We start from the raw sequence: 23,648 nt of genomic DNA, 5'->3' as shown, positions 1-23,648 counted from the left end.
CTCCTTGCGGTGGCTTGTTTCGTTGATTTGTCTTGATCTGTAACAGTTGTAAGGCCGAAAACGGGCTAGATGTTACAGATTGAGATTATTTTAGGTCGATATCGGTCGTTTGTCTCGATCTGTAACATCTAGGGTCGATTTTGCCGAGTTAATGTTACACATCGAGATTATCTTCTCAATGGAATTTGGATGTCTCGATTTGTAACAGGTGGGCCGAAAAATGGACTCTAACTGTTACAGATCGAGATGTTTGTGGGAACCACCGCAAAGGTGCCTGTCCCCTTTGCGGTGGTTTTGAACTGCGAGTCTTAATACTGCCACATATGGTTAACGGGGCCGGAGCCTTTGCCCATGTCAAAGCCGGCGGCGAGAGCGCCGGTTAGGTAGGCCTTGCCGGCGTTGACGGCGTCGGCAAGATCCATGCCCTGGGCCAGCGCGCAGGCGATGGCGGACGAGAGCGTGCAACCGGTGCCATGCGTGTTGCCGGTCTCGATGCGCTTGTGGCGGAACCACGTGGTGAGCGGATCGCCCAGGTGGTTGCCCTCGTCATCGAGCGGCGCGGGCTCTGCTAGCACATCGTTGGCCTCGTTGACAAAATGCCCGCCCTTAACGAGAGACGCGCAACCAAAGCGGCGGGTGAGGAGCATGGCAGCATTTTGCTGCGTGCGCTCGGAGTCGACCTCGTAGTCGAGCAGGGCCATGGCCTCGGGAATATTGGGCGTGATAACCGTCGCTAGCGGGAACAGGCGGCGGGTGAGCGCCTCGGCGGCATCTTCGGCAATCAGCCGTGCGCCCGAGGTGGCTACCATGACGGGGTCGACGACCACGTTTGTTGCGTTCCAGGCGCTCAAGCGGTCGGCGATGACTTCGATAATCTCGACAGAAGAAACCATGCCGATCTTGACGGCGTTCGGGCGGATATCGTCAAAAACGGCGTCAATTTGCGCGGCTACGATATCTGGCGAGATATCCTGTACGGCGGTGACGCCCAAGGTGTTCTGTGCGGTGATGGCGGTGATGGCCGTCTCGGCATACAGGCGGTGCGCCGTGATGGTCTTGATGTCGGCCTGAATGCCGGCGCCACCGCTGGAATCGGATCCTGCGATGGATAGAACGGCAGGTACCTTACTGCGATCCATGTTCGCTCCCTTGTTCGGTCGGAATCAAATGGGTCTATAAGCCAGCATTATAATGATGCCCGGGCCGACTCTATGTCGAACCCGGGCGGGCGATGCAATCTTTACGCAAATGCAAGCAAATGTTCACACGTCAACAATTGACAGGCACCAGCTCGCTGCCAGAAGCGGCCGCGGCGACAGGGCTAGTCCTCCATGCCGAGGTCGATCGTGGTGCCCTCGAAAATCTTGTTGACGGTGCGGACGGCACACATCTTGCCACACATGGTGCAAGTGCCTTCGGTGGCGGCGGGGGACTCCTCGTAGCGCTTCTTGCCCGTAACCGGGTCGAGTGCGCACTTCCACATGGCGTCCCAATCGAGCTTGCGGCGTGCCTGGCCCATCTTGTCGTCCATGTCGCGGGCGTGCGGCACCTTCTTGGCGATATCGGCGGCGTGCGCGGCAATCTTAGTGGCCATGAGGCCGTCGAGCACGTCCTGGGCGTTAGGCAGGCATAGGTGCTCGGCCGGCGTCACGTAGCACAGGAAGTCGGCGCCGGAGCTCGCGGAGATGGCGCCGCCGATGGCTGCGGTGATGTGGTCGTAGCCCACGCCGATATCGGTCACCAGCGGCCCCAGCACATAGAACGGGGCGTTGTGGCACAGACGCTTCTGCAGCTTCATATTGGCGGCGATCTCGTCGAGCGCCATGTGACCCGGGCCCTCGACCATGACCTGGACGCCGGCGGCCCAAGCACGCTTGCACAGCTTGCCCAGTTCGATCATCTCGGCAGTCTCGGTGGCGTCGTTGGAGTCGTAGAGACAGCCCGGGCGGCAGGAGTCGCCGAGCGAGATCGTTACGTCGTACTCGTGGCAGATTTCGAGCACCTCGTCGTAGAACTCGTAGAAGGGGTTCTCGTTACCGGTGACTTCCATCCAGCCAAACAGCAGCGAGCCGCCGCGGCTGACGATGTTCATGAGGCGGCCGGTCTCCTTGAAGGTCTTGATGACCGATTTATTGATGCCGCAGTGGATGGTCATAAAGTCCACGCCGTCTTCGGCGTGTGCACGCACGACCTCGAGCAGATCGTCCTTGGTCAGCTTGACCAGCGGCTTTTCCATGTAGCCGATGGCATCGTACATGGGGACGGTGCCTACCATGAGCGGCGTCTCGTCGATGAGCTGCTGGCGGAACTGGCGCGTCTTGCCCGAGTTGGAGAGGTCCATGATGGCGTCGGCGCCAAAGTCCTCGGCGATCTTGACCTTCTTCCATTCCTCAGCGGCGTCGGCCTTGTCGCCCGAGATGCCCAAGTTCACGTTGACCTTGGTGGACAGGCCCTCGCCGACGCCAAAGGCACGCATGCCCTTTTTGATATGCACGATGTTGGCGGGGATGGCGATGCGGCCGTCGGCCACGCGTTCGCGAATGTACTCGGGGTCGCGATGCTCGCGCTCGGCGACTTCCTTCATCTGCGGTGTGATCTGCCCGGCGCGGGCGAAGTCGATTTGCGTGACGAGCTTGGGCTCGGTCTGTGTGCTCATTGGCACGGCTCCCTTCGTTGGCATTACCCATATCAGGTTTGCGGGTCAGGGCGGGCGCGCCCAGTCTCAGCCTGCCGTCTTGTCCTGCAAGCTCCCCGTTATGTCATGGGCTCAAGTATAGCCTGAATGGGTACGATTGGCCTAACAAGCGTGCCCGTGGGGAGGCGTACATGGAAGACAAGCATCTATATCGAGAGACACAATGGGACGTATCGGCCGAGGAGGGCCGTGCACACCATGGGTTGGTCGCGATTGGCTTTGCGGTGCTTGCCGTGCTGGTGATTGCCTTTTGGATTTGGACGTTTGGCGGTCGCGGCGGCGCCGCCTGGGAGTTTGAGGCCGACGAGGGCCTGCCGATTATGACGGTGAGGAGTACTGGCGGTAATGCCAATACGCTCGCCGTTCCGGGCGATTATTGGTACCCGTGCGATGAGTTTGTGCAGTTGCAGCTGAGTGGTGGGTCTATTCCTGGTGAGGAAATCGAACGCGTGACGTATGATGCGACGTTCAAAACGTTGACGGTGAAGCTCAAAGATCAAGGGGATGTGCCCACGACGATGGATATCGCGCTGACGGAATGGCGCCTGGAGCCCCCGTCGGGTGTTGCGGTGTCCGAGGTCGAGCACGTCAAGATTGTCTATCAGGACGGTTCGACAAACGGGATTGCAAAGGCCGACGGTCTAGCTGAATAGGTGTCGAGCCTAGCAGCCAATTCATAAAAGTTGCGGTGGAATAGTTCCTGATTGTGCGAAAAAGGCTCAAATAGGAATTATTCCACCGCAAGTTATATAGAGAAGGCTGAGCGGGTCAGTGTTGGGTGCCGGCTCTAGAGCATCTGTTCGTTGATGAACACGAGGGTGCCTAGGTATGAGAGCTCGGGGACGTGGCGATAGCCGATGTTGAATGCGGTAAGTTCGCTTGCATCCTCGAGCTTGTTTTCTGCCATCCACCGCGCCATGGAGCCGCGCGCCTTTTTGCTGGCGGTCGACCGTTGGATGGGCTTCCCGTTGCGGATACCCTCGCCAAAGAGGCATGTGACGGCCGTGGCGTCGCCCGCGAGGTGGGGCAGAACGGCTTTGGCATACTCTACGCTGGCGAGGTTGACGATCGTGGTGTTTGAGCCTGCCGGGGCGATAGCCCGCGCGAGCTTGTCGCTCCAAAACGCGTAGAGGTCTCGGGCATCGTCAACGGCGAGCTTCGCGCCCATCTCCAGCCGATACGGTTCGACGGCATGAAAGGGACGAACGCACCCGTAGAGGCCGGAGAGGATCCACAGATGGTCTTGCAGCCATGCGAGCTGCGCGGAATCCATCACCTCGGGTGCCATGCTCTGGTATTGAATGCCGTGATAGGACATGACGGCAGGGGAGAGGTGGCGAGCGAGTGCGGGATTGTCGAGATCGCCGCTTTTCAGGATGGGCCCGAACTCATGCAGGGTGTTGAGGCAAGGCCCCAGCAGTTTGTCACTCACGTTCCACAGCGCCTGCAGGCCGCCGCTGCCTTCATTCCGCTCGATATCTAGCAGTGCGCGGTGGAGGCGAGCCGTCTCGCGCACAAAGGGTGGGATGCCCAGGACTTCAAAAGCATCTTGGGCCGCGCGCATCTGCTTGGCGGGCGAAATGATGACCTGCAGCATGAACTCTCCTCTGCCAAAAAAAGTTGCGGTGGAATACGGTCTGTTTTGGCCGTTTATGGGCCAGTTTAGTCCGTATTTCACCGCAACTGATGAAGGGTTGGTTAGGCTCGCTCGATGAAGGCCTTGTAGCCGCGGTAGGCCTCGTAGATATCGGCCTTGTTGGCGACCTCCCACAGGGCGTGCATGGACAGGACGGCAACGCCGGAGTCGATGACGTTCATGCCATACTTGGCCATGATGTAGGCAATGGTGCCGCCGCCGCCCGCGTTGACGCGACCGAGCTCACAGGTCTGGAAGTCCACGCCGGCCTCGTCCATGATGTCGCGGACGAGGGCCACGTACTCGGCATCGGCGTCGTTGGAGCCGCCCTTGCCGCGGCTGCCCGTGTACTTGTTAAAGCACAGGCCGCGACCCATAAAGGCCGCGTTCTTGGTCTCGAACTTGCCGGCATAGCCCGGGTCGAAGCCGGCGGACACGTCGGAGGAGAGCATGCGGCTGCGGGCGAGTGCGCGGCGCAGGGCCAGCGGACTATCCTCGCCGGCGAGCGTCATGATCTCGGCGACGGTGTTCTCGAAGAAGCGGCTCGTCATACCGGTGGCACCCACGGAGCCGATCTCCTCCTTGTCGACGATGAGCGTGATGCTCGTGCGCTCCACGTTGGCGACGTCGATCTGGGCGAGCATGGAGGGGTAGGCGCAGACGCGATCGTCGTGGCCATAGCCCAAAATCATGGAGCGGTCGAGGCCCATGTCGCGGGCGGGGCCGGCGGGCACGACCTCGATCTCGGCGGAGAGGAAGTCCTCCTCCTCGACGTCGTACTGCTCCTTGAGGATGTCCAGGAACATCTGCTTGACGGGCTCCTTGGGGGCGTCCTTGTCGTCCCCATCGAACTTGACGGGACGACCGCCCACGATCACGTCGAGGATCTCGGCATCGACGGCGTCCTTGGCAGGCTTGGACATCTGCTCGCTCGAGAGGTGGATCAGCAGGTCGGAGATGGTAAAGACCGGGTCGTCCGCCTTGTCGCCGATATTGATGTCGACGGTGGTACCGTCCTTTTTGCAGATGACGCCCACGAGTGCGAGCGGGGAGGCTACCCAGTGGTAGCTCTTGACGCCGCCGTAGTAGTGCGTGTCGAGGTAGGCCATGTCGCCGGCCTCGAAGGCGGGATTCTGCTTAAGGTCCAGGCGCGGCGAGTCCACGTGGGCGCCCAGGATGTTAAAGCCCTGCTCGAGCGGGGCGGTGCCCAGGTTGACGAGCATAAGGTCCTTGCCGTGGTTGGCGGCGTACACCTTGTCGCCTGCCTTGAGCTCGCGGCCCTCGGCGATCACGGTCTCCAGGTCGACGTATCCCGCCTCCTCGGCCATCTTGATGCCGGTCTTGACGCACAGGCGCTCGGTCTTGTTCTCGCTCAAAAACTGCTTATAGCCGCGGCAAAGCTCCTCGAGCTCCTCGACTTGCTGTGGCGTGTACTTTTTCCATGCGCAGGGACGCTCCATGACGCAGGCTCCTTTCGGATCGATCGTGCTGGTTGATGTACCGTGAGCCATCGTATCACGCGCGGGCTCGCGGCGGCAGGGGAGCTTGATGTACAGTGGTCGCGGGGCGGGGAGCGTGTAAACTGGTGTGAGCAAACCGTGCCCAGCCCAAAGCGAGGTATTCAATATGTCTGACAAGCGCCGCACCTTTGCCGTTATCGACGGCAACTCGCTCATGCATCGCGCCTTCCACGCCGTGCCGCCGACCATGAACGCGCCGGACGGTCGCCCCACCAACGCGATCTTTGGCTTTCTGAACATGTTTCTCAAGATGATCGACGCCTTTAACCCCGACGGTGTGGTCGTGGCGTTTGACAAGGGCAAGCCGCGCGTACGCATGGAGATGCTGCCGCAGTATAAGGCGCAGCGCCCGCCCATGGATCCCGATCTGCACGCGCAGTTTCCGATGATCAAGGAGCTGCTCACGGCGCTCAACGTGCCGATTCTGCAGTCCGAGGGCTGGGAAGGCGACGATATCCTGGGAACCATGGCGCGCCTGGGTGAGGAGGCAGGCTGCGACATGCTGCTGGTGACCGGCGACCGCGACATGTATCAGCTTGTGACCGAGCACGTCAACGTGGTCTCGACCCGCAAGGGCCTGTCCGACGTAGCGATTATGACGCCCGAGAGCGTGGATGACCTGTATCACGGCATTACGCCGGCGCTCGTGCCCGATTTTTACGGCCTGAAGGGCGATACGTCGGACAACATTCCCGGCGTACCGGGCATCGGTCCCAAAAAGGCGAGTGCGCTTATTGCGCAGTACGGCAGCTTGGACGAGGTCATCGCGCATGCTGACGAGGTCAAGGGCAAGATGGGCGAGAACCTGCGTGCTCACATCGACGACGCGCTGCTGAGCCGCAAGGTTGCGACCATTCGCACCGATGCGCCTGTCGAGCTCGACTTTGACGCGACGTCCTTCCCGGCGTTTTCTGCTGATGAACTGTCCGCGGCACTGGGCGCACTCGGCATTACGGCCATGCAGAACCGTTTCTTGGCATTGATCGGTGGCGAGGGTGGGGCTGCGGCCGCTGCCAGCACATTTGAGATTCCCCCCGTTATGCGTGCTGCCGCTGGCGATGCCGAGGCGCTCGCTGCTGCTGCCGACGAGATCGCTCGCGCGATCGAGGCAGGCGAGTGGATTGCCGCCGTGGTGGACGATGACAAGGAGGAGGGCGCGCTTTTTGGCCTGACGCGCACGCTGTGGCTGACGACGTCCAAGGGGCTGCTTGCGCTTGAGGAGGGCGAAGGCGGTACCACTGCCGCGGTCGATGGCTTCAACTTCGCCCACGGCGTGATCGCCGGCGTGCTTGCGCGCCTGTTTATGGAGGGCCGCGTGGCGAGCCCGGATATGAAAGCACTGCTGCATGAGCTTTCGCCCATCGACTCTTCCGAGCTTGAGCTCATGGATCCGCTGGCAGTCGATTCCACGCGCATCTTCGATACCGTGGTTGCCGCCTACCTGTTGGATTCCGACCGCTCCGAGTTTGACGAGGCGTATCTGGCCGATACCTATCTGCAGATGGCGCTGCCTGCGGCGCGCGGTGCAGAGGGTGCCGGTGAGGACGCTCCGGCGCCTGCCGCCCGTACGGCGGCCCTGACGCTGGCGCTCGTGGCGCCTTTGCGCGAGTGCATGGCCCGCGAGAATGCCGTCAACGTGTTCGATGGCATCGAGATGCCGCTCGTTCCGGTACTTGCCAAGATGGAGCGCGCGGGCATGCTCGTGGACCCCGACCGCCTGCACAGTCTGTCCGAGGGCTTGGCGACCCAGATTACCGAGGTCGAGCGCAGCATTCGCGACCTGGCGGGTGATGAGACGTTTAACATCGGTAGCCCTATGCAGCTCTCGCACGTGCTGTTTGACGTTATGGGGCTTCCGACCAAGGGCCTCAAAAAGACCAAGCGCGGCTACTATTCGACCAACGCCAAGGTGCTGAGCGATCTTGCCCGTGACCACGAAATCGTGCGCCTGATCTTGGATTGGCGTGAGAAGTCCAAAATCAAGTCCACCTATCTGGACACGCTGGGCCCGCTGCGCCGCGGTGACGGTCGCGTGCACACCACGTACAACCAGACCATCACGGCAACGGGTCGTCTGTCCTCGAGCGACCCGAACCTGCAGAACATCCCGACGCGCTCTGAGCTGGGCCGTACCGTCAAGACGGCGTTTTCGGCAGGCGAGGGAAGCGTCTTTTTGGCGGTGGACTACTCGCAGATCGAGCTGCGTCTGCTGGCGCATCTCTCGGGTGACGAGCACCTGGTGCGCGCCTTTAACGAGGGCGAGGACTTCCATGCCGAGACGGCAGCGCGCGTGTTTGGCGTGCCGGTGTCCGAGGTAACGCCCGACTTGCGCAGTCGCGCCAAGGCCGTGAACTTTGGCATCGTGTATGGTCAGCAGGCCTATGGCCTGTCGCAGTCGCTGCATATCTCGATGGCCGAGGCGCGCGACATGATCGACCGCTACTACGAGGCCTACCCGGGCGTGCGCACGTTCCTCGACAACGTGGTGGCACGTGCCAAGCAGACGGGCTACGCCGAGACCATGTACGGCCGCCGTCGTCATATTCCGGAGCTCAAGGCCAAAAACCCGCAACTCCGCGGCTTTGGCGAGCGCACGGCCATGAACCACCCCATGCAGGGCACCGCCGCCGACATCATCAAGATCGCGATGGCCCGTGTGAGCCGCCGTCTGGAAGAAGAGGACTTTGCCGCCCACATGATCCTGCAGGTACACGACGAACTGGACTTTGAGTGCCCGGTCGAAGAAGTCGAACGCCTGACCGCCATGGTTCAAGACGTCATGGAGCACGTAGTAGACCTCCGCGTACCCCTAATCGCCGAAGCCAGCACCGGCATAACCTGGGCCGACGCCAAGTAAGGGTACACCCACAACTCCAAAGTAACCAAAACCAGAAGGGGGCTCCTTGCCAACAAGGAGCCCCCTTCATTCCAAATAATCAGCCAAGTATCTAGACGCCAAGACGCCATCTTGGCGGCAGGTAAGTCAACGTAGCCATGCCCGGGGCCGGCCGTTTGATTTTTGTAGATTCCGCACGAGCCGAAGAGCACTTAATGTGCTCTTCGAGCGAGCCCAGGACCTGACCGAGCAAAAATCAAACGGCCGGCCCCGGGCATGGCGACGAGATGGATTAACGAGCCGCCAAGATGGCGTCGATGAGCGTCAGTACGCCCCCGTCGTTGTTGCTCGGAATGCGCCACTTAGCATGCGCGTTCATATGCTCCTCGGCATTGTCCACGATAAAGCTATGTCCGACACGCTCCAGCATGGGGATATCGTTGTAGGTGTCGCCCACGGCGGCGGCGTCGGCGATATCGATCCCGAGCTGCTCGCACAGGTGCGCGACGCCAGAGCCCTTGTCGACACCCAGGTTCATAAAGTCGATCCACTCACGGCCCGCATTGGTGACATAGAGTTGGTCCGAGAATGCCGGGCTGTAGTCCTCGCGGAATGCGGGCTCGGCATCATAGGCGGGGAAGAAGATCGAGATCTTGTTGGACTCGATATCAATGCCCTCAAAGCTGTCGACGTAGTTGATTGTGTTGTAGTAGACGCTGATCTCGTCGTGGTATTGATGGTCGCGGGCAAGCACGTAGAACTCGTCGAAGCAGCACAGGACGGGGACGGCGCGAGGATCCTCCGAGGCGCGGTTCAAGACCTGCTGGTACAGCTCCACGTCGATAACGCTCTTATAGATATAGCTGCCACGATAGATCACGCATGCGCCGTTGTCGGGACAAAAGGCGAGGCGGTTCTTGATGCCCTCGAACATCTCTTCGAGCTTGGGGGCGGGACGTCCGCTGGCGGGGCAGAATACGATGCCGGCTTCGGCGAGCTTGTCCAGGCGTTCGTCAAGGCCTTGCGGCAGCACGCGCTCGTCGGTCAGCAGCGTCTTGTCCATGTCGACGGCGATGAGCTTAATGTTTCCGATATTGGCGTCCGATTCGTAAGTTTGCATAAAAGCGAGCCTTTCGTTTCGAGATTGTTTCAGACGTTATAACCATTAACTCGTAGTCGGGCGTATTTTCGCAGGATTGGCGCGCGTTTGCATCACCATTCACAAAGTAATGAAAAAACTTTTCAGAAATTTGAAGTTGTCGCTTGTGTCGCGGGCACTTTAGCGTAATATAGCGACCATCGAAAACGGAGACGGAAAAACAACCGCTTACCGAAGAAAAGGTACCGTTTACGATATTAGAATTGCGCCCGGCGATAGGTGAAAGGAGAGGCAGATGCAGTTCGTAAAGATCATCACTACTGCAGACAATGCCATCCGACGCCAGCGCGCAATTTCCCGACGACGATAACAATCGTCTCTGTCCGCATGGGGCGAATTGCCTCAACAGAGTCATTTTGAGGTCGTTGGGTTTTAGCACGACATTGCTGCATGTTTCTAGGGCATGTATGTGCTGATTTTTGCTATTTAACCTGATATTGCACGGTATATGACCTTGAAATGACTTGCAACTGACCGATGTTCTAACTAGCTACCAAGGGCGAAAGGAAACAGCCATGAGCAAGGAAAAAGTCGTTCTCGCATATTCCGGTGGTCTTGATACATCCGTATGTGTCAAGTGGCTCCAGGACGAGAAGAATCTCGATGTCGTTTGCGTCTGCGGCAACGTGGGCCAGGAAGAGACCGGACTGGATGCCAAGAAGCAGAAGGCGCTCGACCTGGGCGTTCTCGATTGCCAGGTGCTCGACCTGCGCGACGAGTTCTCCGATGAGTTCCTGACCAAAGCCATCGCCGCAAACTCCATGTACGAGAATAAGTATCCGCTGCTCTCCGCCCTGTCTCGCCCGCTGCTTGCCAAGAAGCTTGTTGAGGTCGCCCACGAGTTTGGCGCGACCTACGTCGCCCACGGCTGCACTGGCAAAGGTAACGATCAGGTCCGTTTTGAGGCCGCCGTCAAGGCCCTCGACCCCGAGCTCAAGGTTATCGCCCCGGTTCGCGAGTGGGACCTGAAGTGCCGTCCCGACGAGGTCGCCTATGCCCACGCCCACAACGTGCCGGTTCCCGAGGGTGCCAACGACAACCCCTACTCCATCGACGACAACCTGTGGGGTCGCGCCATCGAGTGCGGTCACCTGGAGGACCCTTGGAATGAGCCGCTCGATGACGCTTGGGTTATGACCAAGAACCCCGAGGACACGCCTGACACCCCGACCTATACCGAGATCGAGTTTGAGGCCGGCAAGCCTGTCGCCGTCGACGGCAAGAAGATGAAGCTCTCCGAGATCGTCATCGCCCTCAACAAGATTTCGGGCGACAACGGCTTTGGCCGTCTTGACCTGGTCGAGGATCGTCTGGTGGGCCTCAAGAGCCGCGAGTGCTATGAGGTTCCCGGCGCCCTGACGCTCATCACCGCCCACAAGGCGCTCGAGGACATCTGCGTCGAGGGCGACCTGCTCAAGACCAAGATCAAGCTCGAGCAGGATTGGGCCACCGCCGTGTACAACGGCCAGTGGTACAGCCCGCTCAAGAACGCGCTCGACGCCTTTATGGCCGATACCCAGAAGTTCGTGACCGGCACTGTCCGTCTGAAGTTCTTTAAGGGCAACTGCCATGTCGTCGGCCGCAAGAGTCCCTTCAGCCTCTACGACTACGGCCTGGCTACCTACGACCGCGACACCACGTTTGACGAGAAGGCCAGCGCCGGCTTTATCGAGATCGATACGCTGTCGCTCAAGACGTGGGCAAAGGTCCAGGGCCCCAGCTCTGCTGCTGCCCAGGCCTAGCGCCTCCTTCCCTTGGTATCCGCGCGGCCCATCCGCGTGATACATAACGGGCGCACGGGGTCCCTACCTTTCGTTATGCTTGCTGACACTTCTTAACATCGGTGGCCCCTACGTTCCGCCCGCATATATGATGCCGCGTCTGCGGCTGAGTCCGAGCCCCGCCGGGGTTGTCCGGCGGGGCTCCTTCTATCAATTTGGCGGCTCTGTGCCTATACATATGAGGAGTATCCATTATGTTCAATGCTATCGCGCATGCTTTGCTTGCCCTCGCGCCCGAGTTCGATGCTGTAAGGGTCGAGGACGTTCCTATGAGCCTGAAGGCCTGGATCGATGGTTCGCAGGGCAACATCCGGAGGGAGACGTTGGGCGCCAAGTGCATGGTGCGTCACTTCTTTGCAAATTAGCCACATGGCCCCGCGCGCGGCAGGGAGTGTGTAAAACTAGCGGTTGATAAATCGCTTTAGCGACAGGGCACATTGCTTTGGACGCTTGTTTTGGTATTTGGAGAAAGGAGACGGTTCCATGGCTCTTTGGGGCGGTCGTTTTGAGGCGGGCGTGGCCGAGGTCACGCAGGAGTTTGGCGCGTCGCTGCCGGTCGACAAACATCTCTATAAGCAGGATATCGCCGGCTCTAAGGCGCATGCCAAGATGTTGGCCGCCCAGGGCATCATCAGTGCCGAGGACGAGCAGGCGATTGCCAAGGGCCTGACCGGAATCGAACAGGATATCGATGCCGGCAACTTTACCTTCGACATCAACGATGAGGACATTCATATGTCCATCGAGAGCGAGCTGACGCGTCGCATCGGCGAGGCTGGCAAGCGCTTGCATACTGGGCGTTCGCGCAACGACCAGGTGGCGACCGATACGCGCCTGGGCGTCAAGGCGCTGGCCAAGGAGCTCATGGAGGCCAATCTTGAGCTGCGCCATGTGCTGGTGGATGCGGCCAAGAAGTACGACAAGGTGATTCTGCCGGGCTACACGCACATGCAACATGCTCAGCCCGTGCTGCTGTCGCATCACCTGCTGGCGTATTCCTGGATGTTCGCGCGCGACTTTACGCGTTTGAAGGCCGCCTTTGATGCTGCCGACAACTGCCCGCTGGGTGCCGCTGCGCTTGCCGGTACGAGCTATCCGCTCGATCGCCAGATGACGGCTGCCGAACTTGGCTTTGCGGGCGTGATCCCCAACTCGCTCGATGCCGTTTCCGACCGTGATTTTCTGCTCGATCTGCATTACGCCGGATCCGTCATGGCGATGCACCTGGCGCGTCTTTCCGAGGAGATCGTACTGTGGTCGAGCTCCGAATTTGGCTTTATCACGCTTTCCGACTCGTACTCCACTGGCTCGTCCATCATGCCGCAGAAGAAGAACCCCGACTTTGCCGAGCTTATCCGCGGCAAGAGCGGTCGCGTGTACGGCAACCTGGTGCAGCTGCTGGTAACCATGAAGGGCCTGCCGCTTGCTTATAACAAGGACTTGCAGGAGGACAAGGAGGGCGCGCTCGATACCGCCCATACGCTCATGCAGTGCCTGTCCGTTATGGCCGGAATGATTTCGACTTGGACCGTCAACGAGGATGCCATGGCGCGCGAGTGCGGCGTGGGGCACCTTGCCGCCACCGATGTTGCCGATTACCTGGCCAAGCGTGGCCTGCCGTTCCGCGAGGCACATGCCGTGGTGGGCCATCTGGTCCTGATGTGCGAGAAGCGCGGCTGCAATCTTGAGGACCTGCCGTTTGAGGTGTTCCAGGAGGCAAGCCCGCTCTTTGAGCGCGACATTACCGAGGCGCTCGATATCCCGTCGATTGTCGCCGCGCGCACGACCGAGGGCGGCACCGCTCCTGCCGCCGTTGCCGTGCAGTTGCAGCGTGCCGAGGCACAGCTCGTGGCTGACGAGGGCGTGTTTGGATCGCTGACCAAGGTCGTCGAGATGGGTCACGGGGCAAAGTAGAGGTTTGGCTGAAGCCGTTTTGGCCATGTATTGATAAATCGTTTTCGCTTTACGGGCGCCTGCTGATGTGGGAGCCCGTATTTTGTTGCTATGGGGGAGGGGCTTGTCGAGAACTTCTGTAGGACCTTTGGGCAGGTTGTGAAGGGGATACGTTCGCGGGCGGCAACCGACCGCCTGCTCTGTTCGGCGCAGTTGATGGGCGGTCGGATGGTACTCTAATCGGGCTTCGAAACAGGAGTGACACATATGGAGCGCTTTAATAAATTGCAACGTTTCAATAAACAGCTTTTTGTTTAACTGCAGCTAAAACTCTGTTACGATGCAGTCCAGGCGGGTGCCGGAATGGGACTTGGGCACGCGCGAACCTACTTGAAAGGCTACTTTTATGGCTATCGAGAAGACCTTCATCATGATTAAGCCCGACGCCGTGCGCGACCGCAAGATCGGCGAGATCGTTGCTCGCATTGAGCGCAGCGGCCTTGTCATCGAGCGCATGGAGATGACCACGCTCGAGCGCGCTACCGTCGAGGAGCACTACGCCCATCTGGCCGACAAGCCCTTCTTTGGCGGTCTCTGCGACTTTATGACGAGCGGTCCGGTCGTCAAGATGGTCGTTTCCGGTCTCTCCGCTGTTGCTAAGATGCGCACCCTCATGGGCGCTACCAACCCGCTTGAGGCTGCTCCTGGTACCATCCGCGGCGACTTTGCCGTCGATGTCAACGCCAACGTGATCCACGGCTCCGACTGCCTGGAGAACGCCGAGATTGAGATCAAGCGCTTCTTTGGCTAAACCAGCTTTGACTCCTTAAAGCTGTTAGCGTGTGGCTTGGGCGCCGCGGAACTCCATCCGCGGCGCCCTTTTATTCCAAAATCTATGCAGGGGCCCGCTCGGACATGTGTTCCGAGCGGGCCCCTGCTGTTAGCTTGTGGCACTGAATAGTTTAGGCTTCGTCGACGATCTTAAGGGCGCGCGTGTGATCGATCTCGTTGAGGAGGTTAACGCGACGCTCGTGACGACCGCCCTCAAACTCGGCGTCGAGCCACTCGTCGACGATCATCTTGGCGAGCTCGGAGCCCACGACGCGGGCGCCAAAAGCGAGCACGTTGGTATTGTTGTGCATGCGGGAGAGCTTGGCGCTGAAGGGCTCGGAGCACACGACGGCGCGTACGCCCTCGACCTTGTTGGCAGCCAGGCTGATACCGACGCCGGTGCCACAGATCAGGATGCCTAGATCGACGTCGCCGTTGGCAACGGCCTTACCCACCTTGTAGCCGGCGATGGGGTAGTCAAAGCTCTCGGAGGTGTCGGTGCCAAAGTTCACGACCTCGCAGCCGCGCTCCTTCAGGTGCTCGGAGATGATGTTCTTGAGCTCGACGGCGGCGTGGTCGTTACCGATACCGATCTTCATGGATAGTTCCTCTCTGGTCTGTGCGGCGAGATTGCTAAAGGTTTTACCGCGTTCGACTGCATGATAGCGCGACTTTTGTGTAAACGCTTGGGCGTTTTTTGGTCAAACGCTTTAGCATGCAACAAGACCGGTTTCTCATGAATGAATGCCGTCAGTTTGCGCCTGAATGCCGTCTACCGGAACCTGGGTTGCGGTTTTTGATGCATTGTTATCAAATAAAAGAGCTAATTATTATTGAGAGCCCAGCCCGTTATACAAGTAGGAGATACCTATGCCTGCCGATTCCCTTCGTGATGCCGCGTTTTGCGATGTTTTGAACCGCGAACTTGTTTGTGCACTCGGCTGCACCGAGCCCATTGCCGTTGCTTATGCAGCGGCGCTGGCGAGCCAGACGCTCGGTTGCGAACCCGATCATATGGATGTTGCCTGCTCGGGCAACATCATCAAGAACGTCAAGAGCGTGACTGTGCCCAACTCGGGCGGTATGCACGGTATTGAGGCCGCGGCCGTGCTGGGTGCCGTGGGCGGCGACGCCAAGAGCGCGCTCGAGGTGCTCGAGAGCGTCGATGACGCGGACCGCGCCCGCGTGGCCGAGCTGCTTGCCGATGCGGACTACTGCGATGTGTCGCTTGTCGAGGGTGTGCCCAACCTCTACATCAAGGTGACTGCGACGGCCGGGGGCCATACCGCGGTCGTCGAGATTACCGATCACCACACTAATGTCACGTGCCATACGCTCGACGGTATTCCGGTATGCGGTAAGTCGGCGGGGGAGTGCGCCGCCTGCGCCGAGCGCGTGGTGGCCGAGCGTGCGGCAGATAACGCCGACACGCCCATGTCGATCGAGACCATCATCGACTTTATCGAGGATGGTGACATTGAGGACGCCCGCGCTGCCGTTGAGCGTCAGATTGAGCTGAATGGCGCGATCAGTGCCGAGGGTCTCGCGCACGCTTGGGGCGCCGAGGTGGGCCGTACGCTGCTGGGTGCTCGTGCCGATGACGTCGCCTGCCGCGCCCGTGCCCGTGCGGCCGCCGGGTCCGACGCCCGCATGAACGGTTGCGCGCTGCCGGTCGCCATTGTGTGCGGCTCGGGCAATCAGGGCATTACCTGCGCATTGCCCGTCATGGAGTATGCCGAGTACCTGCGTTGCGACCACGAGCGCCTGGTGCGCGCCGTGATGCTGTCCGATCTTATCGCCGTGCATATCAAGAGCTATATTGGTGCGCTTTCGGCGTTTTGCGGTGCTATTTGCGCTGCGTGCGGCGCCGGCGCTGCGATTACCTGGCTGTGCGGTGGCACGCGCGAACAGATTGGCGCGACCGTCTCGAACACGCTCGGTAACGTGGGCGGCATCGTGTGCGACGGCGCCAAGGCGAGCTGTGCCGCCAAGATCTCGGCTGCCGTCGATGCGGCGATTCTGGGCCATGATATGGCCATGCAGGGTCGCGGCTTCCGCGCCGGCGAGGGCCTGATCCAAGATACCGTTGAGCAAACAATCGCCAGTATGGGCTACGTAGGCCGCGTGGGCATGAAGGACACCGACATCGAGATCCTCAACATCATGATCGGCAAAACCCAGGTGTGCTAGTTACGCGGTTTTACCAAACCGCGTAACCAGTCGACGCTGCAAATGCCCCTAAGCGGCAATCTGCCTTTCAATCGTCGGGCATGGCCAGAAGGCCTATGCCCTCCTCTTTCAAGGCACATTGCTCGCTTAGGGGCATTTTCGCTGACTTGTGCTCAACCTGCGGCGATATTTGGTTTGGAGCGAGGGGTCCTACGACAGTTCGTCGGCTACTTGGTGTTCGTAGAAGGCTTCGATTACGGCGTTAAAGTCGCGGGCGAAGTCTTCCATGGTTCCGCGCCAGGTGGCTCGGCCGGGTTTTCCCTGGCCAACATAGGCAGTTTGAATGCCGCAGGCGGGACTGGGGAAGTCGCGCTTGGGATCGTTGCCCACCATAAGGACCTCGTGTGGCTCGAGCCCCATCACCTGAAGCTGCTCTAGATAGTAGGTGGCATCGGGCTTGCAGCGGGTGGCGTTTCCCATGTGCGTCACGAGTTCAAAGGGGGCGTCGGCCAGGTCGCCCCAACCCATGCGGCACTCGATGGCCCCCTGGGGAAAGCTGGGGTTGGTAAAGAGCGCGCAGCGCAGCCCTGCGTCCTGTACGGCCTGGAGCGCGGCGTGTGCGCCCGGCATGGCGTGGGCGTTAATGATATCGTCGTTCTTGTACGGAAGAACTTCGCGGTCATAGTAGGTAAACGCCTCGTAGATGAGGGGATCGGAGAGGCAGATCCCGCATCGGCGCTCGACCTCTTCTTGGTAAAACTCAAGATTGGTGCGGTTGTCCGTGCCGCTGCGGCGATTGGCGTTGAGGTCGACCAGGATGGTGCCGAGGCGCGCCATCGTGCCACCGCGGCTGCGGCGCCCGATATCCGCGAGCATCGAAGAGACATCCTTAAAATAGCGAAGGATGAACGCGTTGAGGTTGATGCTGAGAAGCGTTTCGTCCATATCGAAAACGACTGCTTTGAGCACGCGGGCACCTTTCTCGAAAAATCGATCTAGAATCGTTGGCTCCGGATACTTTACCCCAAAGCCGAATGCCTGGCTGGTTATCGTCAAGTTGCGGAGACGTGTGTTCATAAGATTACGAAAAAGTCTCCACACGAGTAAAAAATCGCAGTTCACGCTTGAAATCGAACTCATTTCCCCGTAACCTATACGAACGTGATTGCATAAGCGTCACATTAGTATCTGTCGGCTCCCGAGTGTTCCTAAACGTTGTGTGCTTGTCGCACCCTTCTGTAGGTCCTAGCAATCGGGGCCCCGTAGTTCGAAAGGGGTCCACCTTTGAGTGAGATTCAGAACTCGTCCATTTTCTCTCTTGACGATGTCAACGAGGAGGAGATGAACAACCTCATCGACGGTACGATTACCGACTTTGATGAGGGCGATCTCGTTAACGGCACTGTCGTTAAGATCGAGCATGACGAGGTGCTCGTTGACATCGGATTCAAGTCCGAGGGCGTTATCCCGGTCCGCGAGCTGTCCATCCGCAAGGACGCTAACCCTGCAGACATCGTTGCACTCGGTGATCCCATCGAGGCTCTGGTACTCCAGAAGGAGGACAAGGACGGTCGTCTGGTCCTGTCCAAGAAGCGTGCCGAGTACGAGCGTGCTTGGAACCGCATCGAGGAGAAGTTCAACTCCGGCGAGAACGTCGAGGGCGAGGTTATCGAGGTTGTCAAGGGCGGCCTGATCCTCGACATCGGCCTGCGTGGCTTCCTGCCCGCCTCCCTCGTCGACCTCCGTCGCGTCAAGGACCTCACCTCCTACATGGGCACCCGCATCGAGGCCCGCGTCATCGAGATGGACCGCAACCGCAACAACGTCGTCCTCTCCCGTCGCGTCGTGCTCGAGGAGTCCCGTAAGGCCGAGCGCTCCGAGATCCTGTCCAAGCTCAAGTCTGGCATGCGTCTCCAGGGCACCGTTTCCTCCATCGTCGACTTCGGCGCCTTCGTCGACCTCGGTGGTATCGACGGCCTCATCCACATTTCCGAGCTCTCCTGGAACCACGTCAACCATCCTTCCGAGGTTGTCAAGGTCGGCCAGGAGGTCGAGGTCGAGGTTCTCGACGTCGATCTCAACCGCGAGCGCATCTCCCTGGGTCTCAAGCAGACCACCGAGGATCCGTGGCGCGCACTGGTCAAGAAGTACCCCGTCGGCGCTATCGTCGAGGGCACTGTGACCAAGCTTGTCCCGTTCGGCGCTTTCGTCGATCTGGGCGAGGGCATCGAGGGCCTGGTGCACATCTCCGAGATGGCCAACAAGCACGTCGATCAGCCTTCTCAGGTCACCCACGTGGGCGACAAGGTTCAGGTCAAGGTCATGGAGATCGACCTCGACCGTCGTCGTATCTCCCTGTCCATGAAGTCCGCTGCTGAGACTCTGGGCGTCGAGATCGAGGTTACCCCGCTGCCTTCCGAGAAGAAGGACGAGGAGACCGACGCCGAGTAAATCGGTTTGACGATCACTTGTTTTAAGGGATCCGTCCGCAATGGACGGGTCCCTTTTTTGCATTTGCTGCTGAGGTGCGCGATGCTGCCCGGGCTGTCCACAGGCTATTGGGTTGTCAGTGCATGAAAAATGCCGACATCCCGCCTCGGGGAGGAGGCGGGAACACACCGAGTAGACGGAGGGGTGCGGAGCGCGGTCGCGTCTCGACTGACGACGTTGCCCATCGACAGGACCATTGTAGCGCATGGCGGTTCTTGGTTTATCGTGTCGAGCGTTTGCGTTGTGCCATTGCCTGCGGCAACGGTGTGTTACACTCTTGCACTGCTGAGTGGGCCAGACGGTCGCGCGATGTGCTGCTTGCAGCACGCGTGAGGAAAGTCCGGGCTCCAGAGGGCGGGATGCCGGCTAACGGCCGGGCGGAGTGATCCGACGGAAAGCGCCGCAGAAAAGAAGACTCCCACCTGCGCCGCAAGGCGTAAAGGGAAAAGCTGAAACGGTGGTGTAAGAGACCACCAGCGTCGTGGTAACACGGCGGCTTGGCAAGCCCCATCCGGAGCAAGCGCGAATAGGAACGCTATGGGCCGGCCCGGTCCGCGTTCGGGTAGCGTGCGTGGAACTGCACGGTAACGTGCAGACAAGATAAATGACCGTTCACGACAGAACCCGGCTTATCGGCCCACTCAGCACTTTGTTGACGCTGCGAACCCGTCAGCGCGGCAATCTGCCTTTCAAGCCTTCGGGCATGACCATAAGGTCAATGCCCTTGTCTTTCAAGGCACCTTGCTCGCGCTGACGGGTTCTCGCTGTTGGTGACGGTATCATTGGCGTTTCCGTTCTTGTTGGCGAGGTCAACGGTGCTGTCTTTGCCGTATTATTGAGGCTGTTTGTTGCTGCGCTTTATTTTGTTGAGGGGCTTTGTTGGACAGCTATTTTACTCTGCAATCGAATATTGAGGTTTCGGGCGAATTTGTGGACCGCAAGAGCCGGTTTATTGCCCAGCTGGTCCATATTGAGTCCGAGGATGAGGCGAATGCCTTTATCGAGACCGTTCGCAAACGTCATTACGACGCTCGACACAATGTTCCCGCGTGGATTTTGGTCGATGGACGCGAGCGTCAAAGCGATGACGGTGAGCCGAGCCGCACGAGCGGTATGCCGACGCTCGAGGTGTTGCGCGGCGCGGGGCTCAAAAATGTTTGCTGCGTAGTGACGCGCTATTTTGGTGGCACGCTGTTGGGGCCTGGTGGCTTGGTACGCGCCTATACCGCGGCGACGCAAGCGGCGGTGGCCGCGGCTCGGGAGGCCGGGCAGATCGTCGAGATGACGAGCGTCGTGCCTGTTGACGTGCATGTGGCCTATCCGCAGTATGAGCAGGTGCTTCGCTTGGCGCAGGATTCGGGTGCCAAGGTTTCGGATGCCGATTACGCGGATGCCGTGACACTTCACTTGGTGTTTAAGGCGGGGGAGCAGGAGTCTTTTTGCGCCAGGATGCGCGAGCTTATGGCGGGGCGCGAGGAGATCGAGGTCGGTGCTCCCGTATTTGCCGAGTTCTAACGGCGACGGCCGGCGTGCTTTTGGATGGATCCCAAGCGCGCCGGCCGTCGTTTTTCTGTGCTGCCGTTTACTCGGCGAGCTGCTTTAGTACATCACAGGCGATTTCGACGGCATCGTCGATGCAGCCGGGGCAGCTGCGAAGCGGACCCTTGTCCGATCCGATGCCCTTGAGCGTGCCGCAGACGGTCGTCGTGTTCTTCTCGCCAAAACGCTTGGCGATTTCGCGCGACAGTTTGTAGGTCTGGCCTTTGGTCTTGGGGTTTTCCATGCCGTCGCTCATCACAAAGCCCATGATGGCCACGGCGCCCGAGATGGCGCCGCAGGTTTCGGTCATGCCGCCCATGCCGGCGCCAAATCCCTCGGTGAGGGTAAAGGCGGTCTGGGGGTCGAGCCCGACGGCAGGTGCGAGCGTGCAGGCGACGGCCTGGGCGCAGTTAAAGCCACGGGCGTGGTATTCGGCAGCCTGAGCCTGACAGGCGTTGATGTCGAGCTGGGCCGTATCGATTTGCTTCATCGTTGTCTCCTTGTTCACGGTGTACCCGCCTATGGTACCCGTGACGGGGCATGTAATCATCGAGAGCTTCATGTATGCCTCGTTTTTATCTATCGAACAAATGCCCAAGGCTTGAGATAAATACCCCTGATCAATTTGTCCCTTAACCTACCTTGGGGATGGGTTGTGAGGGGTGCGGGGTAGCGGTATCGTGAACCGGATAAAACGTAACCCAGGCAAGGGAGCTAGATATGAGCGAGCAGACCATCGGTACTACATGTGTTCAGGGCGGCTATCACCCGGGAGATGCCGAGCCGCGCCAGGTGCCCATTTACCAGTCCACCACGTGGAAATACGACACGTCGGAGCACATGGGCAAGCTGTTTGACCTGGAGGAGTCTGGTTACTTCTACAGCCGTCTGCAGAACCCCACGTGCGATCTGGTTGCCGCCAAGATCTGCGAGATGGAGGGCGGCACCGCTGCGATGCTCACGAGCTCGGGCATGGCTGCGAACTTCCTCGCGATCTTTAACGTGGCCGGTGCCGGCGATCACGTGGTCGCGAGCTCTGCCATCTATGGCGGTACCTACAACCTGCTCGCCCATACTATGGAGCGCATGGGTCTGACCTGCACGTTCGTTGCCCCCGACTGCACCGACGAGGAGCTCGAGGCAGCCTTTGAGCCCAATACCAAGCTCGTCTTTGGCGAGACGATCGCCAATCCCGCCCTTGCCGTGCTCGATATTGAGCGCTTTGCCAAGGCCGCGCATGACCACGGCGTGCCGCTGATGGTCGATAACACCTTCCCGACGCCCGTGATGTGCCGCCCCTTTGAGTGGGGCGCCGACATCGTTACGCACTCCACCACCAAGTACATGGATGGACATGCTGCCTACCTGGGCGGCGTGATCGTCGACCACGGCCAGTTTGACTGGATGGCCCATGCGGACAAGTTCCCGGGTCTCACCACGCCCGACGAGAGCTACCACGGCGTGACCTATGCCGAGAAGTTCGGTCGTGAGGGCGCCTTCATTACCAAGGCAACCGCTCAGCTCATGCGCGACCTCGGCCCCATGCAGAACCCTCAGGCGGCCTTCTTCTTGAACAGCTCGCTCGAGAGCCTGCATGTGCGCATGCCGCGTCATTGCGAGAACGGCCTGGCCGTTGCCAAGTTCCTGCAGAGTCATCCCAAGGTACGCTTCGTGAGCTATCCGGGCCTGGAGGGCGATAAGTACTACGACATCGCTCAGAAATACATGCCCAACGGTACCTGCGGCGTTGTGAGCTTTGGCTTTAACGGTGGTCGCGCGGCGGCCGAGGCCTTTATGAAGAGCCTCAAGCTCGCCCAGATCGCCACGCACGTGGCCGACGCCCGCACTTGCTGCCTGCATCCCGCTAATGCCACACATCGCCAGATGAACGATGAGGAGCTCATCGCCTGTGGCATCTCCGCCGACATGGTGCGCCTGTCGTGCGGCCTCGAGGACACGGCCGACTTGATTGCCGACCTTGAGCAGGCACTCGAGCAGTGCTAGGCTAGCTCCGTACAAGGCGCCGATGCTGGCAGAAAGCTTCGGCGACCTTTCGTTCCGATTCCGTAGGCGGGACCCCAATCGCGGCAGTTTGCAGGCGATTGGGGCCCCGTTTTTGCGTTGCGCCACTCGAAAGGATGGATATGGAGAAAACCGCAGAGCAGCTGCGCCGCGAGCACATTGCCCTAGAGGGCGACACCCATGGCAAGAACAAGTGGGCGATTCTGTTTACCGTGCTCATCATGACGTTTATGGTGTGTCTGGATTCGACCGTCGTGACCGTGGCGCTGCCCGTGATGCAAAAGGAGCTGGGCGTGGGCCTCGATCGCATTCAGCTGGTGAGTTCGGTGTACCTGCTTGCGACATGCGTGGCTATGTTGCCGTTTGGCCGTCTGGGCGACGTGCGTGGCAAGGTGAATGTGTTCCAGCTGGGCGTCATCGTCTTTTCGGTCGGTTCGCTGCTGTGCGGCCTTTCGGCCTCGCTCGAGGTTCTTATCCTGGCACGCATTGTTCAGGGCATCGGTTGCGCGGCGGCCATGGCTAACAACATGGGTATCATCACCGAGTCGTTTCCGGCGCGCGAACGAGGCCGTGCCATGGGTATTCTCGCGACCTTTGTGGCCCTCGGCATGATGTGTGGCCCCGTGCTCGGCGGCATGCTGGTGGCAAGCTTTCCCTGGGAGAGTATCTTCCTCATCAACCTGCCTATTGGCATAATCTCGTTTATCGTGGGGCTCTACACGCTGCCGCATGTTAAGCCGGAGGCCGGCGAGCGCCCCATGTCCTTGATTGAGGCTACTCGTCGCTGCTTGGCAAATTCGGCCTTCACCATCAACCTTGCCTGCATGCTCATCGTGTTCGTTGGTATTGGCGCATCCGAGTTTATCCTGCCGTTCTATTTTCAGGACGCCCACGGCTTTGGTTCCGACATTTCCGGATTGCTCTTTTTGGCGCTGCCGATGGTGAATGCCTTTATCGGGCCGCTTTCGGGTACGGTTTCGGACCGCGTTGGCTGCGAGGGCCCCACGGCGGTCGGTCTGGGCTTGTACGTGTGCGGTCTCTTTGCGGTAAGCACGCTCGACGAGCACTCTTCTATCC

General features: G+C 59.8%; 19 protein-coding genes and 1 other RNA gene. 12 read left to right on the top strand and 8 right to left on the bottom strand.

All coding sequences use genetic code 11. The annotated features are described in order from the left end of the window. Positions 1-308 precede the first annotated feature (308 nt). Positions 309-1,139, bottom strand: coding sequence for a bifunctional hydroxymethylpyrimidine kinase/phosphomethylpyrimidine kinase (gene thiD, locus AB5758_RS01265; protein ID WP_225093440.1), 831 nt, complete (start codon positions 1,137-1,139; stop codon positions 309-311). A 182-nt stretch (positions 1,140-1,321) separates the two neighbouring features. Beyond that, on the bottom strand, positions 1,322-2,656 hold the full coding sequence (gene thiC / locus AB5758_RS01260) for a phosphomethylpyrimidine synthase ThiC (protein ID WP_195192436.1): 1,335 nt from the start codon (positions 2,654-2,656) through the stop codon (positions 1,322-1,324). A 170-nt stretch (positions 2,657-2,826) separates the two neighbouring features. On the opposite strand from thiC, the gene AB5758_RS01255 reads away from it, so the two are divergent. Further along, positions 2,827-3,348 (top strand): hypothetical protein, encoded by a 522-nt coding sequence (locus tag AB5758_RS01255; protein ID WP_368141263.1) that lies wholly within the window; start codon positions 2,827-2,829, stop codon positions 3,346-3,348. A gap of 134 nt (positions 3,349-3,482) precedes the next feature. Here the strand turns inward: AB5758_RS01255 and AB5758_RS01250 are convergent, their stop codons facing one another. After that, complete coding sequence (locus tag AB5758_RS01250) at positions 3,483-4,292, bottom strand: YaaA family protein (RefSeq protein WP_368141262.1); 810 nt, start codon at positions 4,290-4,292, stop codon at positions 3,483-3,485. Between the two features lie 101 nt (positions 4,293-4,393). Next, the gene (locus tag AB5758_RS01245; RefSeq protein WP_195247018.1) at positions 4,394-5,791 is read right to left on the bottom strand and encodes an aminopeptidase; all 1,398 of its coding nucleotides are present in this window, start codon (positions 5,789-5,791) and stop codon (positions 4,394-4,396) included. 166 nt (positions 5,792-5,957) lie between these two features. Between AB5758_RS01245 and polA the strand changes: the two genes are divergently transcribed. Then, the gene (gene polA / locus AB5758_RS01240; protein WP_368152379.1) at positions 5,958-8,708 is read left to right on the top strand and encodes a DNA polymerase I; all 2,751 of its coding nucleotides are present in this window, start codon (positions 5,958-5,960) and stop codon (positions 8,706-8,708) included. Positions 8,709-8,979: 271 nt separating this feature from the next. Here the strand turns inward: polA and AB5758_RS01235 are convergent, their stop codons facing one another. Further along, complete coding sequence (locus AB5758_RS01235) at positions 8,980-9,807, bottom strand: Cof-type HAD-IIB family hydrolase (protein WP_368141185.1); 828 nt, start codon at positions 9,805-9,807, stop codon at positions 8,980-8,982. A gap of 554 nt (positions 9,808-10,361) precedes the next feature. Between AB5758_RS01235 and AB5758_RS01230 the strand changes: the two genes are divergently transcribed. The 4 genes from AB5758_RS01230 to ndk all read left to right on the top strand — a co-directional run bounded on the left by AB5758_RS01230 (position 10,362) and on the right by ndk (position 14,331). Beyond that, positions 10,362-11,588: an argininosuccinate synthase gene (locus tag AB5758_RS01230; protein ID WP_035138001.1), complete on the top strand. Its 1,227-nt coding sequence runs from the start codon at positions 10,362-10,364 to the stop codon at positions 11,586-11,588. Between the two features lie 233 nt (positions 11,589-11,821). Beyond that, entirely contained in the window at positions 11,822-11,992 is a 171-nt protein-coding gene (locus AB5758_RS01225) for a hypothetical protein (RefSeq protein ID WP_161144721.1), read from the top strand. A 118-nt stretch (positions 11,993-12,110) separates the two neighbouring features. Continuing rightward, positions 12,111-13,541, top strand: coding sequence for an argininosuccinate lyase (argH, locus tag AB5758_RS01220; RefSeq protein ID WP_161144720.1), 1,431 nt, complete (start codon positions 12,111-12,113; stop codon positions 13,539-13,541). 385 nt (positions 13,542-13,926) lie between these two features. Then, the gene (gene ndk, locus AB5758_RS01215; protein WP_035138006.1) at positions 13,927-14,331 is read left to right on the top strand and encodes a nucleoside-diphosphate kinase; all 405 of its coding nucleotides are present in this window, start codon (positions 13,927-13,929) and stop codon (positions 14,329-14,331) included. A gap of 151 nt (positions 14,332-14,482) precedes the next feature. On the opposite strand, the gene rpiB is transcribed toward ndk, so the two are convergent. Beyond that, entirely contained in the window at positions 14,483-14,950 is a 468-nt protein-coding gene (rpiB, locus tag AB5758_RS01210) for a ribose 5-phosphate isomerase B (protein ID WP_117762860.1), read from the bottom strand. 271 nt (positions 14,951-15,221) lie between these two features. Here rpiB and AB5758_RS01205 point away from each other — a divergent pair, with 271 nt between their 5' ends. Continuing rightward, positions 15,222-16,541 (top strand): L-cysteine desulfidase family protein, encoded by a 1,320-nt coding sequence (locus AB5758_RS01205; protein WP_138374464.1) that lies wholly within the window; start codon positions 15,222-15,224, stop codon positions 16,539-16,541. Positions 16,542-16,730: 189 nt separating this feature from the next. Here AB5758_RS01205 and AB5758_RS01200 read toward each other — a convergent pair whose 3' ends face one another. After that, positions 16,731-17,597, bottom strand: coding sequence for an HAD family hydrolase (locus AB5758_RS01200; protein WP_171021484.1), 867 nt, complete (start codon positions 17,595-17,597; stop codon positions 16,731-16,733). A 207-nt stretch (positions 17,598-17,804) separates the two neighbouring features. On the opposite strand from AB5758_RS01200, the gene rpsA reads away from it, so the two are divergent. The 3 genes from rpsA (at position 17,805) to AB5758_RS01185 (ending at position 20,525) form a co-directional block, all read left to right on the top strand. Beyond that, the gene (rpsA, locus tag AB5758_RS01195) at positions 17,805-18,971 is read left to right on the top strand and encodes a 30S ribosomal protein S1 (RefSeq protein WP_022095232.1); all 1,167 of its coding nucleotides are present in this window, start codon (positions 17,805-17,807) and stop codon (positions 18,969-18,971) included. A gap of 325 nt (positions 18,972-19,296) precedes the next feature. After that, positions 19,297-19,658: RNase P RNA component class A (gene rnpB, locus AB5758_RS01190), an RNA gene on the top strand. Positions 19,659-19,886: 228 nt separating this feature from the next. Next, the gene (locus tag AB5758_RS01185; protein ID WP_438265951.1) at positions 19,887-20,525 is read left to right on the top strand and encodes a YigZ family protein; all 639 of its coding nucleotides are present in this window, start codon (positions 19,887-19,889) and stop codon (positions 20,523-20,525) included. A gap of 67 nt (positions 20,526-20,592) precedes the next feature. Here the strand turns inward: AB5758_RS01185 and AB5758_RS01180 are convergent, their stop codons facing one another. Then, complete coding sequence (locus AB5758_RS01180) at positions 20,593-21,039, bottom strand: C-GCAxxG-C-C family protein (protein ID WP_229090749.1); 447 nt, start codon at positions 21,037-21,039, stop codon at positions 20,593-20,595. A gap of 230 nt (positions 21,040-21,269) precedes the next feature. Between AB5758_RS01180 and AB5758_RS01175 the strand changes: the two genes are divergently transcribed. Together AB5758_RS01175 and AB5758_RS01170 are read left to right on the top strand one after the other, a co-directional pair. Further along, positions 21,270-22,553 carry an O-acetylhomoserine aminocarboxypropyltransferase/cysteine synthase family protein gene (locus AB5758_RS01175; protein WP_368141188.1) on the top strand — a complete coding sequence of 428 codons (1,284 nt, stop codon included), beginning with the start codon at positions 21,270-21,272 and terminating at the stop codon, positions 22,551-22,553. Positions 22,554-22,693: 140 nt separating this feature from the next. After that, a partial coding sequence (locus AB5758_RS01170; RefSeq protein ID WP_368155325.1) for an MFS transporter occupies positions 22,694-23,648 on the top strand: 955 nt, incomplete at its 3' end.

It is taken from the genome of Collinsella aerofaciens (assembly GCF_040926405.1).
GTDB lineage: Bacteria > Actinomycetota > Coriobacteriia > Coriobacteriales > Coriobacteriaceae > Collinsella.
This window is presented reverse-complemented; position numbering and strand designations above follow the sequence as displayed.

What these genes read in the sequence shown, in the direction of transcription:
- thiD (WP_225093440.1), bottom strand. Translation starts at nt 1,139, where the DNA reads ATGGATCGCAGTAAGGTACCTGCCGTTCTATCCATCGCAGGATCCGAT.
- thiC (WP_195192436.1), bottom strand. Translation starts at nt 2,656, where the DNA reads ATGAGCACACAGACCGAGCCCAAGCTCGTCACGCAAATCGACTTCGCC.
- AB5758_RS01255 (WP_368141263.1), top strand. Translation starts at nt 2,827, where the DNA reads ATGGAAGACAAGCATCTATATCGAGAGACACAATGGGACGTATCGGCC.
- AB5758_RS01250 (WP_368141262.1), bottom strand. Translation starts at nt 4,292, where the DNA reads ATGCTGCAGGTCATCATTTCGCCCGCCAAGCAGATGCGCGCGGCCCAA.
- AB5758_RS01245 (WP_195247018.1), bottom strand. Translation starts at nt 5,791, where the DNA reads ATGGAGCGTCCCTGCGCATGGAAAAAGTACACGCCACAGCAAGTCGAG.
- polA (WP_368152379.1), top strand. Translation starts at nt 5,958, where the DNA reads ATGTCTGACAAGCGCCGCACCTTTGCCGTTATCGACGGCAACTCGCTC.
- AB5758_RS01235 (WP_368141185.1), bottom strand. Translation starts at nt 9,807, where the DNA reads ATGCAAACTTACGAATCGGACGCCAATATCGGAAACATTAAGCTCATC.
- AB5758_RS01230 (WP_035138001.1), top strand. Translation starts at nt 10,362, where the DNA reads ATGAGCAAGGAAAAAGTCGTTCTCGCATATTCCGGTGGTCTTGATACA.
- AB5758_RS01225 (WP_161144721.1), top strand. Translation starts at nt 11,822, where the DNA reads ATGTTCAATGCTATCGCGCATGCTTTGCTTGCCCTCGCGCCCGAGTTC.
- argH (WP_161144720.1), top strand. Translation starts at nt 12,111, where the DNA reads ATGGCTCTTTGGGGCGGTCGTTTTGAGGCGGGCGTGGCCGAGGTCACG.
- ndk (WP_035138006.1), top strand. Translation starts at nt 13,927, where the DNA reads ATGGCTATCGAGAAGACCTTCATCATGATTAAGCCCGACGCCGTGCGC.
- rpiB (WP_117762860.1), bottom strand. Translation starts at nt 14,950, where the DNA reads ATGAAGATCGGTATCGGTAACGACCACGCCGCCGTCGAGCTCAAGAAC.
- AB5758_RS01205 (WP_138374464.1), top strand. Translation starts at nt 15,222, where the DNA reads ATGCCTGCCGATTCCCTTCGTGATGCCGCGTTTTGCGATGTTTTGAAC.
- AB5758_RS01200 (WP_171021484.1), bottom strand. Translation starts at nt 17,597, where the DNA reads ATGAACACACGTCTCCGCAACTTGACGATAACCAGCCAGGCATTCGGC.
- AB5758_RS01180 (WP_229090749.1), bottom strand. Translation starts at nt 21,039, where the DNA reads ATGAAGCAAATCGATACGGCCCAGCTCGACATCAACGCCTGTCAGGCT.
- AB5758_RS01175 (WP_368141188.1), top strand. Translation starts at nt 21,270, where the DNA reads ATGAGCGAGCAGACCATCGGTACTACATGTGTTCAGGGCGGCTATCAC.